We start from the raw sequence: 13,387 nt of genomic DNA on the forward strand, positions 1-13,387 counted from the left end.
AGCTTACTGACTGGCCTTCATTCCTTTAATGATAATTGCCATAAACATGCCGCAGATCAGTAGCGACCCCAGCGCCATAGGCAACATTACAAAATAATCACCCCTCTCAAGGTGACCAATCGCATACACCTTCAATACAAGATAGGACGACGACCTCAAAAAAATTAGCGCAAAGAACAAAAAACCAAGCCAATTCAGTATTTTCTTGCGCATATGCATATCATCCCCATTATCTGCAATTGCACCCAGACCCACCCGAAACATCCTTCACCGCCTTCATGGCATCCAGTGCATCCTTGTCAGTGGCTACGCGTTGAACCAGTTTTCGTGTGGCCTTAAGGTGACCGCTGAACGTCAAGCCGAATGACAACAGCTCTCCCGTCTTCGCGCCAACTGGCCCCAGCAACTCCCCGCCCACCTCGGTGTAGATGGATTCTCTTTCCTTTCCATCCTGTGCGGTTTGCATTGCTGACACTCCATCGTACGCCGTTGCCCCACCATTCACCATTACCAGGAATCCGGGGATTGCAACTTCGGGCTGCAGAGACAGAACACCGGCAATGGTGGCTCCTGCGCCATTCACAGCTTCCAAGCCTCCAAAGGTGAGGTCTGCCACACCGAACGTCATGCTTAAGTAGTCGACGCACTCGCAGGGACACAGACCAAGTGGATCTACCAAAGACGACGGGACGCCACCTGCGTATCCGTATGTGCTGATGCCCCCCCTAAGTCCAATGGGATCGCTCTGCGAATACCGCCCGACCGCCGGATCGTATTCCCGCTGGTAGTTGTAGAACAACCCGCTCTCATCCGTTGCCTGCTGGCCCGGGAAGCGCAGCGCCAGCTCGAACACCACACCATCCCCGTCCGGGTCTGCACTCGGAATCTGGTTGCCGAACACTTCGCTCTTGTTGCTCCACTCCCAGATCGCCACATCGCGCGCCGGGTCGATCACCACGCGCGGGGTGCCCAAATGATCTGGCTGCACGTAGGCCAGCTCCGGCACGCCGGTAGCCGGCGTGTTGATCAGTGCCACCGGGTAGTTGTCCAGCCAGATGGCCTGCTGTTGCGCCTGGCCCGTAGCCGAGTAGTTGCCCAGCCACTGCCCAGCCTCGTCGTACAACGTGATCTGCGCAGCGCCACCGGCCGGGGTACGCAGCACGCGCTCACCGCGATGGTTGTAGGCGTAGCTTTCCAGTACGGCATTGCCCTGCTTCACCGCGTTCATGCGGTTGGCATCGTTGTAGGTGAGCGTCTTGCCGCCGATGCCGGTGGTGTTGCCCGCCACGTCATGGCTGCGTGCCTCGCCATCCACGGCAGTCAGCCGGTGGCTGGTTGCGGGATAGGTGTAGCTGGCGGTGCCTGCCGAGGTGGTCAGCGCGGTGCGATTGCCGGTCGTGCCGTCCTGGGTCTGGGTCAGGCGACCCAGCGCGTCGTAGGCGTATTTGGCCTGCGACTATGCGCTCGCACCGCTCTTCAATTCGGAAGCCGTTGTGGCCGAGCCAGTCTGTCTCAAGGCCAACTTCGCGCGAGCTGGCCTCAAAACTGGCGCTACTCATTCCCAACAGGTCTGCAGAGGACGGCCTCCAGATCTCGATCATTGCGACGATTCCATAGGTATTGCCGCTGACCGTCCGAGCCCATCATTATTATTTCGTGAGCATTCTTTCGAACATCCCGCAGAGTAACTGAAGGAGCAGCACACCTGTAGTAAAGCGAAATGTCTGGTGGCAACTCAACCTTAAATCCAAGTGAATCGCGAATCAGAGGCACCGACTCACTTTCAACCTCCAACAGCCCATTTTCCTCGATGTAGTGCACCGCATAGCTTGTATCATATGAAATATAGTAGAGACCTGTCTCAGTATCCGACCGAATGTTGATAGATGTAGCATCCTCAGGAATCGCCACTGCCTTTGCGACAGACAGGTCACCCTCGCTAACAATCTTTGATAACGAATCATAGCTACGCCCGGCCCGATCGCAACCGGAAACACTGACCGAAAAAATTAATATTGAAAATGCCAGTGCATTTAGCTCAATCTTCACCCTTCCACTCCGGGATGTAATTCTTCAGAAGAAAACGAGAGGATACCGGGACATAGCTGGCACAACACCTAGCACAATCTTCACCCAACTCACACGCGGTTCCTTGGCGATTTGCGGCCATGTCTCCATAATTATCTATCTGCATCTCTGAATGCCCCCTTCGGCGACCATCCCCGTAGACGCCGACCCGGCCTGCATAATAGTCCTTCACCTCTTTCATTGCCATTAGCTCCAATACGACTCTGGGGTTACTTGTTACCTGGGTCGCGCGACAAGCCGCCAAGCAATGATAGAACTGATCTGAACCGGTTATGCTCCTCGACTTCATCTCCGAGTTATAACTTGAAAGTATTCTTCCCGCCACGAGCGCATCACCGATGTCTGTCGCTGGCAGCGCCTCAGGCTGCTTCATTCGATACTTTCCGAATTGGAACTGCCCAGACTCCAAACCCAACGCATCCAGATTTGAGTTCGGATTCGACTCGGCATATGAGTATGTCGACACACCTGCTTCCAACCCAATCGGATCACTCTGCGAATACCGCCCCACAGCCGGGTCGTATTCACGCTGGTAGTTGTAGAACAACCCACTCGCATCCGTCGCCTGCTGCCCCGGGAAGCGCAGCGCCAGTTCAAACGCCACACCATCGCCATCCGGATCGGCACTCGGAATCTGGTTGCCGAACACCTCGCTCTTGTTGCTCCACTCCCAGATCGCCACATCGCGCGCCGCGTCGATCACCACACGCGGCGTACCCAGATGATCCGGCTGGATGTAGGCCAACTCCGGCACACCTGCGCTTGGCACGCTGATCAGCGCCACCGGGTAGTTGTCCAGCCAGATGGCTTGCTGCTGTGCCTGGCCCGTGGCGGAATAGTTGCCCAGCCACTGCCCGGCCTCGTCGTACAACGTCATCTGTGCTGCGCCCCCGGTCGGGGTACGCAGCACGCGCTCACCGCGATGATTGTAGGCGTAGCTTTCCAGTACGGCATTGCCCTGCTTCACCGCGTTCATGCGGTTGGCATCGCTGTAGGTGAACGTCTTGCCGCCGATGCTGGTGGTGTTGCCCACCGCGTCATGGTTGCGCGCTTCGCCATCCACTGCGGTCAGCCGGTGGCTGGTTGCGGGATAGGCGTAGCTGGCGGTGCCTGCCGAGGTGGTCAGCGCGGTGCGATTGCCGGTGGCGTCGTAGGCATAGGTTTCAATCGGCGTGCCGGTCGCGCCGTCCTGGGTCTGCGTCAGGCGACCCAGCGCGTCGTAGGCGTACTTGGCCAGCACCGTCGAGCCTGCACCGTTCTTCAGTTCGGTGATCGAGCGGGGAATCTCAGCGGGCGAAGCTGAACACGCCTTTACAGCGACTGGCCTTCCCGAGCTGTGCACCTCTTAGTGAACAGTGCATCCAGGAATGCGCAGCATCGCAGCTTCCCAGACGCGCTGCGCTTGACTGGAGCCAAGCGCAGCGCCTATCAGGGTGCGATGATTGCCACGTCACCACCGAGCTTCAACTTGGGTATATGTCGAATGAGAGATCTAAATGCATATCAGCAAGATGACGAAGAGTTCGACTCTTCAGGACGAAACCCGAGTTAATTGAAGAGAACCATCCTATGAAGAACTCGGCATGACCGCCAGATGCGGCTATGCGCTTAAGGAAATCTCTCTTTCCCTCCAATCCCATCACCAACTGATCCAATGAGGCTTCAAGCTCGCCCCCCTCTTCAATCGAATACGCATGGCACCAGAATGATTCCTTTCTGACGCCACCAATTTCTCTTCCATTCACAGCCAACTTTGGATCGCCAGCCGTGTAGAAAGACTCTGGAGCAAACCCAAGCTCCCCCTCAAACAATGAAGCGTCCATGTCAGGGTGCGTGATTCGCAGTGAAATAGCAAATGTCGGTTTTTTAATCATGGCAGATAGTCATCCACTTTTCCTTGATCAGAGGCCTCGCCCCCCTCGTTCACCCAGATCGAGCGATCAGGACTTACGCCGACCCAATCCTTTCCTCGAGCATTGATCCCGCGCTTTATTTTGTGAATGTCGTTACTACTTAGTCCCGGGTATTGATTGATCGGCTTGGTACCTGCGGGGCAGTCTTGGGGTCGCTGCTCTCTATCTGGCTTTGCGGCCATCTGAATCAAAGGCCGCACCGGACTTATGGGGCTTGTGAGAATTCCGATTCCCTTTAGAACGATGTCTTGAGCAATGGAATCCGTATTGATGTAAATGTCTCCGGACTGTCCGTACTCGCCATTCCCTCGATCCGGGTTGTAAGGAACATACCCAGGCGGAGCGACTGGCAGGGGCAGGGGAACGGCCTGAAGCCCCAGGCTATCAGCTCGTTGCAGAGAATTTCCCCCAACGTATCCGTATGTGCTGATTCCGCCTTGTAACCCAATCGGATCACTCTGCGAATACCGTCCCACAGCCGGGTCGTATTCCCGCTGGTAGTTGTAGAACAACCCACTCGCATCCGTCGCCTGCTGGCCTGGGAAGCGCAGTGCCAGCTCGAATGCCACACCATCGCCATCTGGATCGGCACTTGGGATCTGGTTGCCGAACACTTCGCTCTTGTTGCTCCACTCCCAGATCGCCACATCACGCACCGGATCGATCACCACGCGCGGTGTGCCCAGATGATCCGGCTGCACGTAGGCCAGCTCCGGCACGCCGGTAGCCGGCACATTGATCAGCGCCACCGGGTAGTTGTCCAGCCAGATGGCCTGCTGTTGCGCCTGGCCCGTGGCCGAGTAGTTGCCCAGCCACTGCCCTGCTTCGTCGTACAGGGTGATCTGCGCTGCGCCACTACCCGGGGTACGCAGTACGCGTTCACCGCGATGGTTGTAGCTGTAGCTTTCCAGTACAGCATCACCCTGCTTCACCGCGCTCATGCGGTTGGCATCGCTGTAGGTGAACGTCTTGCTGCCGATGCTGGTGGTGTTGCCCGCTGCGTCATGGTTGCGCGCTTCGCCGTCTACCGCAGTCAGGCGGTGGCTGGTTGCGGGATAGGTGTAGCTGGCGGTGCCTGCCGAGGTGGTCAGCGCGGTGCGATTGCCGGTGGCGTCATACGCATAGCTTTCAATCGGCGTGCCGGTCGCGCCGTCCTGGGTCTGGGTCAGGCGGCCCAGCGTGTCGTAGGCGTACTTGGCGAGCACCGTCGAGCCTGCGCCGTTCTTCAGCTCGGTGATCGAACCCACCGGGTCATAGCCATAGCCCAGCGACAGGCCACCTGCAGCCGGGTCATGTACCGCCTGCGGGCGGTAATCCAGATCCAACGGACGCTGCAGCTGGCGGCCATTGCCGTAGGTCCAGCCTGTCGCCGGACCGAAGGCCGCATAGGTCACGTTGTTCACCACGATCTGGCGCGCCTGGCCGGGGCGGGTCAGGCCGATCTGGCTGATGCGGCCCTGGGTATCGCGCACGTAGTCGGCCACGCTGCCGTCGGGGTAGGTCAACGCAGTCAGGCGACCCGCCTTGCTGTAGGCATAGCGCAGCGTGCTGGCCACACCGTTGACGGTCTGCACCTTGCGGGTGACCTGCCCGAAGCGGTCGTGGCAGTACTGGGTGCTGCCATTGGCATGCAGCACCTGCCCCAGGCGTCCCTTGGCAAAGCGCTCGTCGGCGGCACAGACCGCTGGCGCCACGTCGTAGTTGTAGCCCACGTCCAGATTGGGGTCCGGGTAGGCCATGCCGATCAGGCGGTTGAGCGCATCGTAGTGATAGGTGGCGGTGACGCCGCGTGCATCGGTGGCCGTCTTGCGGTTGCCGGCGGCGTCCACGGTGAAGCTGCTGGCGCCACTGTCCGGGCTGACCTGCCCGGTCAGATCACCGAAACCGTTGTAGGCATAGGTCGTATGCAGGCCCTTCGGGTCGGTGACCTGGGTGACCTGGTCCAGAGCGTTGTACTGGCTGCGGATCTCCGCCGCCACGCCGCCGACGTCCTGCAGGGTCTGGGCCAGTCGGTTGAGCGGGTCGTACTGCTGGCTGGTCACGCGCTGCAGGGCGTCGGTCACCGTCTGCGGGTTGCCGTTGGCATCGTAGGCAAAGCCGGTGGCGTGATTGCCTGCGTCCTTCAGCGCGGTCAGCTGGCCGAGCGTGTTGAACGTCCGTGCCAAGGTGCGACGCAGGGTGCCGCCAGTATCCAGCGTGTCTTCCTTGAGGCGGTTGCCGGCGTTGTCCAACGCATAGTGAATGGTGTTGCCCGCACTGTCCACGATGTCCGTCAGCCGCTGGGCGGCGTCATAGACATAGGTGACGCTGCTGCCGTCAGGCTCGGTGATCTGTTGCACCTGGCCGGTCGGCCAGTAGCTGATCTGGGTGACCCGATCCTCGGCAGTGGTCGCGCCACGTACGATGATCGAGGTCGGCCAGCCACGGGCATGGTAGGTGTAGTCGGTGACGACGCCGTTGGCATCCTTCGCCGACAACGGCCGCCCGAACGCGTCGTAGGCCAAGGTCTCGACCGTCTGGCCCAGCGCATTGGTCACGCTGCGCAGGTCACCCTTGCGATAGCTGCAGGCACCATTGGCCGCGCATCCCGCGTCGTCCGCGGTGTAGTAGGCATAGGTGGAGACATCCGCCACATCACTGCGCGGGCCATCCGCGCTGCGCAGCAGTCCCACCAGCGGGCACTCCGGGCCCTCGGCCTCACAGTAGGTCTGGGTGGTGACGCGGGTGTCACCGGTCACCATGTCGCGCACGGTGATGGTGGTTGGCTGGAGGCGCGCATTACGCGCAATGCGGATCTCACGGTTACCGACGGTTTGCTGGACCAGCCGATTGCTGTCCATGGCCACGCGCGTCTCGCTGACACGCTGATCCGGAGTACCGGCCGCTTCGGTGGTGGTGGTCACGCTGACAGCGCCTGCGGCAGCATCGCTGGCCTCGGCATAGGCATACTGGGTGACAACGCCACGGCGGTCGGTCACCGACTGCAGCCGACGCCGGAAATCGGTCGCCTCGGGCAGATAGGTGCGACTGATGCTGCCGTTGCTCTCGGTGATGCCATTGACCTTGCGCGGAAGGCCGCTGGCGCCGCTGGCGGTCAAGGCGTAGGTGCTCTGCTTGCCCAGTGCATCGGTGACGATGGTGGTGCCCGCCGGGGTGTACTCCAGGCGCACGCCATCAATGCCCACGTCGGCTTGACTGCAATCGCCGGAATGGCGGCTGCAGGTAACCCGCCCCTTGGCGTCGTAGCCGAACCAGCTGTAGCGCCGGGTGTCTTCGGCGGTCACGCCGGTCAGGTAGCCCGGGAAGCGGGTGTCCTCATAGTGATACGTACGGCTAGCACCGTCTGCATAGGTCGTAGTGATCAATTCCCCGGCCGGGGAGTAGGCGTAGCTCACCACAGGCTGGCCGGCGATCACCAGGGCCGAGATCAGTGAATCGTCTCCCGGCGCGAGATACTGGACGTCCACACGCCGACCGGTTGAATGGGTGATGCTGAGCAGGCGACTTCGGTTGTCGTACGCGTACAAAAGCGTGGTTCCGTCCTCGAAATCGCGGCGCTGCATCAGGCCAGCAGCGTCGAACAGGATGCGCTCTCCAGCACGTGAAAGTTGCCAGTTGGTGCCCTGCTGGACCGCACGATCGCCGCTTCCGTCCATGGCTTCGTAGCTTGCCCCCACTTTCTGGAATGCGGTCTGCCCGCCATCGGCGCCGATCAGCCCAACTTTCAGTTCGGAGCTTGGAGGGAAAGTGGAATCATCCACGCCTGCGGTAAGCCGCAGATTGTGGGAATGGGTCCAGCCCGTACCCAACGCGCCGCCCGCCGTGCTTGTCAGGGAGTGATAGTGGCGTTGGAAGCTCACCCATCCAAGGTTGAAATCCGGCTCAGGCTGGGATTTATCGCCAGTGGTCGGATCACACGGGTTACCAACAGGACACTGCTGCGGCGGCAGCGGCGCGCTTGTGTAGGAGAGCATGGGCGACATGTGCGGCTCGTCCTGCTGGACCAGAGAGCACATCTGCAGGCCCTCATTCCACGTCAGGGACGGTCGATTCGGACAAAGCGCCGTTCTGGCCCGGCGCACATGCTCCCACCCCACTATCGACGAGCATTCTTGAGTGCTCTGGTGATAGAAGTTCAAGGTGTAATGGAAATCCTTCTCCTCGTTGGTAACGCTACCGTCGTCGCCCCTGCCAAGTCCAAGGAGCTCCACCCAAGGATCCTCCGTGAGTGAAGTCGCCGGGCACTGCGGGTCGCTGACGCGGGTAGCGAGGATCACGCTACGAATCTGATCTTCGGATGAGTACTCCTGCCCTGAGTGGGTGTAGACCCAGTCAGTAGTAACGATCTTCTCGGGTCTCACCCGGTAATCGTAGATGACCTTCTTTCCAAGGACGCGTTGGCGTTTGACATGCCAATCGAAGGGTTTGTCCTTCTCGTACTGGGAAAAGAGCGACTTGATGTCCTTCTGCACCGTCGCTTCCGTGGCTCGCGGCTGGCCCATCGACAGGTAGCTCTCCCACTTCTTCTGCACCTCCTGCGCCTGCGCAGCCCAAGGAGCCAAGCTCCCCAGCGCGATCATCGCCAGTGCGGCACACGAAATGGTCTTCAGTCGTTCCAACATCCCTGTTCTCCCTCCTGGACGAACACAGCACCGGCAGGAACGAGAACGTGGGGCGGTTGCCTCACCACGTCATGCTTCGGATCGTCCCTGGTCCGGAATGCGGCCTGACCGCACGGGGAACGTTATCTCCGATGTGGTTTACACATTCAAGTCAGAAACTGTGGAATGGGTTGGATTTCAGAGTTTTCTGATACAGGGGGTCCGATCAGATGGGCAGCCGAGCATGGGCTCGGCTCTACAGGGGCCAATGCCCACACAAACAGCAACGCCGGGCATAACCCGGCGTTGCACTCAAAGCAGTCGAGCATGGCTCGACTCTACAAGGAGCGGGTCAGTACCTGCCGTCGAACGCGAAGATCGGCTTGCGCGTCTTCCACGCACCAGCAGTAAAGTCCGGGAACTCCAGCGTCTGGAAGCTGTTCGCGATCGACTGCTCGCTCAGCGGGGTGATCGCACTCCAGGTGACCGCATCGTAGATGTCGATCGGCATCGGCGCCTTGGCCTTCAGCGCTTCCACAAAGGCATGAATGACGAACCAGTCCATGCCGCCGTGGCCGGCGCTGGCGGCGGTATCGGCATTCTGCTTCCACAGCGGGTGCTCGTACTGGTCCTGGTACTTCTTGAACTCTTCCCACTGGTGCGGCGGGCTGCGGCCTTCGATGTGGATCGAATGGTTCACGTCCATCCACAGGCCCTTGGTGCCCTGCACGCGGAAGCCCATCGAGTACGGGCGCGGCAGCGAGGTATCGTGCTGCAGCAGGATGGTCTCGCCGTTCTCGCAGGCCAGCGTGGTGGTGACGATGTCGCCCAGCTTGAACTTCACCTTGGTGCTGGGATGGGTGGTGCCGCCACTCTTGGCCACGGTGTATTCGTGCAGGCCGCGCGCCTTGGTCGCGAAGGCGTTGATGTGGGTGAAGCGGTTGCCACGGTTGATGCCGGTGTACATGGCGCACGGGCCGATGCCGTGACTGGGGTACAGTTCGCCGTTGCGCTCCACCGAATGCTCGGTGCGCCACCGTGCTTCGCTCCAGCCCTTGGGACCGAATTCCACGCCGCTGTCGTAGGGCTGGTTCGGGTCGCCGGAATTGAACTTCACGCCGCGCAGGTCGTGCTGGTAGCCGGCCTGCAGGTGCACCAGTTCGCCGAACAGGCCCTGGCGCACCATCTGCAACGCGGCCATCACGTCGCGGCGGTAGCAGACGTTCTCCAGCAGCATGTACGGGGTGCCGGTGCTCAGCTGGGTCTTCAGCACGTCCCAGTGGTCCTGCAGGGTGATGCCGGCCACCACTTCGCAGCCCACGGCCACGCCGGCCTGCATCGCGGAAATCGCCATCGGCGCGTGGTATTCCCACGGCGTGGCGATGATCACGCCGTCGATGCCCTTCTGTTCCAGCAGGCGCTTCCAGGCATTGGTGTCGCGGTCCTGGCCATAAGTCTTCGGTGCCGGCTTTCCGGCCTTGCTGACCATCTCCACGGCGCGGCCAAGCATGATCGGCTCGATGTCGCACAGGGCGACCACCTCGACATCGTCGCGGCGCACCAGCTCCTTCAGCAGCACCAGGCCACGCATGCCGGTACCGATCATGGCCAGGCGCACCTTGCGCCCACGTGCCCAGGCCGGGGTCTGCGGCAGCAGGCTGCTGGCGGCGACAGCGGCACTGGCCGCGATGAATTCCCTACGCTTCATGGCAAACATCTCTCCTCTTGGCAGCGTGCCGGCCGCAGCCGGCACGCCAGGTCACGCAAACGGAATTACTTGAACCGGTAGCCGATGGTCACACTGTAACCACGGCCGAAGATGGTCGCGTAGTCACTGGAGTCACCCAGGAAGCTGTTCGGGTCGTAGAACGGCAGGCGGTTGAACAGGTTCTTGACGGTGAAGCTCAGGTTCCACGCATCATCCGGGCGCCAGGTGACGCTCATGTTGGCGGTCCACCACGACGGCGCGCCATCGCACTTGCTCTTCTGCAGGGCCAGGTAGCCGCCGGTGCAGGTTTCCTTGTTGTTGCTCTCTTCGTCGATCTGGTCGGTGGCCCACTTGGTGCCGCCCACGTAGTTGACGAACATGCTGGTGGTCACCTGCTTGTAGGTCCAGTCGGCATTGAGCGTGGCACGCAGGCGCGGGTTGTTGTAGTAGCCGACCACGTCGCCGTAGTACCAGCCGTTCTCGGCGTCCATGTAGAAGCGGTTGCGGTTGGCGATGGTGGCGGCCAGGCCGATGTTCAGGTTGCCCCAGTCGCCCAGCGAGAAGCGGCTGCGCGCATCGATGTCGAAGCCGTCGATCAGCGTCTTGCCGCGGTTCTTGTACTGGCCCACCACGCTGGCCACGTTGCCGGCGGAGTAACCCGGCAGCACCGACGGGCAGTTCACGCCACTGGCGGGGTCGGCACACATCGCTGCCAGCTGGGCCAGGTTGGCACGGTCGCTGTCGGTGATCGGCGAACGCGACGAGGAGATGATGTCTTCCATGCGGCGGTAGTCCGGCGCGACGATCTCATTGTCGCGATAGATGAACCAGTAGTCGGCCGACACCGACAGCCAGGTCGCCGGTTCATAGACGAAACCAAGGGTGGCGATCTTCGCCTTCTCCGGCTTAAGGTCCTTGTTCGGCTGGGTCATGCGTGCCACGGTGCGGCTGCAATCGACGTTCAGCAGGGTCTTGCCGAGATCGACGTCACCCGGGCGCTGCGACTTCAGCAACAGGTTGGCGATGGCGTTGGTCTCGTTGCAGCGCAGCTCGTCACGGTAGCCACCCAGCTGTGCGAACACGCCGCCGTTGCCGGACTCGGCCAGGCTCGGTGCACGGAAGCCGGTGGAGTAGGTACCGCGCAGCATCAGCTGGTCGAACGCCTGGTACTTGAAGCCGATCTTCGGCGCGACGTTGGCGCTGAAGTTCGGGTACTTGTCCACGCGCACTGCTGCATCCAGTTCCAGCGTGTCGGTGATCGGTGCGACAGTCTCTGCGAACAGCGCGTACGTGTTGCGCTTACCGTCGAACCACGAGCCGCCCTGCTGGGTGATCAGGCCGTTGGCCGCATCGGCGTTGCCCGGGGTGTAGAAGGTTTCGCGGCTGGCGTTGAAGCCGAACGCGGCGCGCATCTCACCGGCCGGCAGCTGGAACAGCGGACCTTCGATCTTGCCGTCCAGGGTGTGCAGGCGGGTCCACGACTGGATGTCGAAGGTCGGGAACGCTTCACGGATCAACGCAGCGTTGGCTTCGCTGATCTCGCCGAACTTGTAGGCCGGGTGGTCGGAGATGATCACGCGGCCGGTACCTGGATCGATCGTGTACGGACCGAACGCCTTCTCGAAGCCCTTGGTGTTGACGTTGATGGTCTGGTAGGTGGTGGAGTGGGTACCCGCGCTGGCGAAGGCGGTCTCCCAGTTCCAGTCTCCCCTGTTGCCGCGCGCACCGGCCAGCACGCGGTAGCTCTTGTCGGTGTTGCGCTGGCCGAAGTAGTTCGGGCCGACATCCTGCAGCAGGTAGTTCAGGCCGACCACACCACCCATCATCGCCTTCATTTCCGGGCTGGCGTGGTTGTACTCGTTGTTCGGGCCCAGGAACGGGTACAGGAACTGGTTGACGTTGTTGCCGGTGTTGCGCGAGAACCAGCTGGTCGGGTTGCCGGTGGTGGTGCCGTAGGCGCGCGGCGTGCCACCGTTGGCGCGCAGGTCGATGTCGGTGTAGGTCGCCTCGGCGAAGATCTCGGTGCTGTCGCCCACCAGGAAGGTGCCGTTGAGGTAAGCGGTGTTGCGCTCGGACTTGGCGCCGGCATCGATCTCGTTGTTCATCCAGGTTTCCCAGACGCAACGCGGACCGGCCGCTTCACTGGTCAGCACGTTCTTGCAGCCCGGTGCGGCTTCCTGCACGCGGCGGCCGGTGACCGGATCGAAGGCGAAGTAGCTGCCCGGGTTGAACTCACCCGGCTTGCTGCCCACGCCCAGGCGCAGGTTGTTGAGGTAGTTCGGGTTGTTGACGTAGTACTGGTCGGGCCGCTTGTCGTAGAAATCGCTGAGCGGAATCGCGTCGCGGCGGTACATGTTCACCGCGCCGTAGATGTTGAAGCGGTTCTCGGCCAGGTCACCGAAGCCGGCGGTGATGCTGGCCTGGCGCTCACCGTAGGAATCGATGCGCGAGGAGGTGTCGTTGGTGAAGCTGACCTCGGCGCCCTGGAAGTTGCGCTTGGTGATCACGTTGATCACGCCGGCCACCGCGTCGGTGCCGTACACGGCCGAGGCACCGTCGGTCAGCACTTCCATGCGTTCGATGGCGGCGGCGGGAATCGCATCGATGTTGACGAACTGGGTCTGGAAGCCGGCCGGCGCACCGTAGTACGACAGGCGGCGACCGTTCAGCAGCACCAGCGTGCCCTGTGCACCCAGCCCGCGCAGGTTGGCCTGCGAGGCACCATCGGAGCCGGTGAACAGCGAACGCGCATCCTGCTGCGCCGGGCGTGCAGCCGGCAGGTTGTCGAGCACCTGCAGCAGCGTGCGCGCACCCATGTTCTGGATGTCCTGCTTGCTGATCACCTGCACCGGCGAGGCGGTTTCAACGTCGGTGCGGCGGATGTTGGAGCCGGTGACCTCGATGCGGGCCAGATCGGTGGCGGTGTCCTTGCTCTCCTGGGCAAAGGCAGGAACGGCTACCGACAGCAGCACGCCGGCGATGGCCAGCGACAGCGGAGCGATCGAACGACAGGGGGGGCGGTGGTGGCGTGCGGGCAACATCGGGGTTCTCTCCTGGCAGGGGTGCAGCGCAAAAAG

The 13,387-nt window shown here is 61.5% G+C and carries 6 protein-coding genes and 2 pseudogenes; all 8 read right to left on the reverse strand.

Going from position 1 to position 13,387, the window contains the following annotated elements; translation table 11 throughout:
• Positions 1-3 precede the first annotated feature (3 nt).
• On the reverse strand, positions 4-255 hold the full coding sequence (locus tag ACYKG1_RS20375; RefSeq protein ID WP_478471226.1) for a hypothetical protein: 252 nt from the start codon (positions 253-255) through the stop codon (positions 4-6).
• A pseudogene (locus tag ACYKG1_RS20380) lies at positions 230-1,450 on the reverse strand (RHS repeat-associated core domain-containing protein); the annotation flags it as partial. The pseudogene ACYKG1_RS20380 and the gene ACYKG1_RS20375, both read right to left, overlap by 26 nt.
• 101 nt (positions 1,451-1,551) lie before the next feature.
• Positions 1,552-2,049 carry a hypothetical protein gene (locus ACYKG1_RS20385; protein WP_478471227.1) on the reverse strand — a complete coding sequence of 166 codons (498 nt, stop codon included), beginning with the start codon at positions 2,047-2,049 and terminating at the stop codon, positions 1,552-1,554.
• Between the two features lie 445 nt (positions 2,050-2,494).
• Positions 2,495-3,364: pseudogene (locus ACYKG1_RS20390) on the reverse strand (RHS repeat-associated core domain-containing protein); the annotation flags it as partial.
• A gap of 187 nt (positions 3,365-3,551) precedes the next feature.
• Entirely contained in the window at positions 3,552-3,962 is a 411-nt protein-coding gene (locus ACYKG1_RS20395; protein ID WP_478471228.1) for a DUF4279 domain-containing protein, read from the reverse strand.
• Positions 3,959-8,623, reverse strand: coding sequence for an RHS repeat-associated core domain-containing protein (locus ACYKG1_RS20400; protein ID WP_478471229.1), 4,665 nt, complete (start codon positions 8,621-8,623; stop codon positions 3,959-3,961). The genes ACYKG1_RS20395 and ACYKG1_RS20400 overlap by 4 nt, the downstream gene beginning before the upstream one ends.
• 331 nt (positions 8,624-8,954) lie before the next feature.
• Positions 8,955-10,310, reverse strand: a complete 1,356-nt coding sequence (locus ACYKG1_RS20405) for a Gfo/Idh/MocA family protein (RefSeq protein ID WP_478471230.1) — start codon at positions 10,308-10,310, stop codon at positions 8,955-8,957.
• Between the two features lie 65 nt (positions 10,311-10,375).
• Positions 10,376-13,351 (reverse strand): TonB-dependent receptor domain-containing protein, encoded by a 2,976-nt coding sequence (locus tag ACYKG1_RS20410; RefSeq protein ID WP_478471231.1) that lies wholly within the window; start codon positions 13,349-13,351, stop codon positions 10,376-10,378.
• Positions 13,352-13,387: the final 36 nt, after the last annotated feature.

The organism is Stenotrophomonas sp. 85239_Sma (assembly GCF_056481725.1).

Excerpts from the sequence above, each read along its gene's own strand:
- ACYKG1_RS20405 (WP_478471230.1), bottom strand. The coding sequence starts at position 10,310 with ATGAAGCGTAGGGAATTCATCGCGGCCAGTGCCGCTGTCGCCGCCAGC.
- ACYKG1_RS20395 (WP_478471228.1), bottom strand. The coding sequence starts at position 3,962 with ATGATTAAAAAACCGACATTTGCTATTTCACTGCGAATCACGCACCCT.
- ACYKG1_RS20400 (WP_478471229.1), bottom strand. The coding sequence starts at position 8,623 with ATGTTGGAACGACTGAAGACCATTTCGTGTGCCGCACTGGCGATGATC.
- ACYKG1_RS20410 (WP_478471231.1), bottom strand. The coding sequence starts at position 13,351 with ATGTTGCCCGCACGCCACCACCGCCCCCCCTGTCGTTCGATCGCTCCG.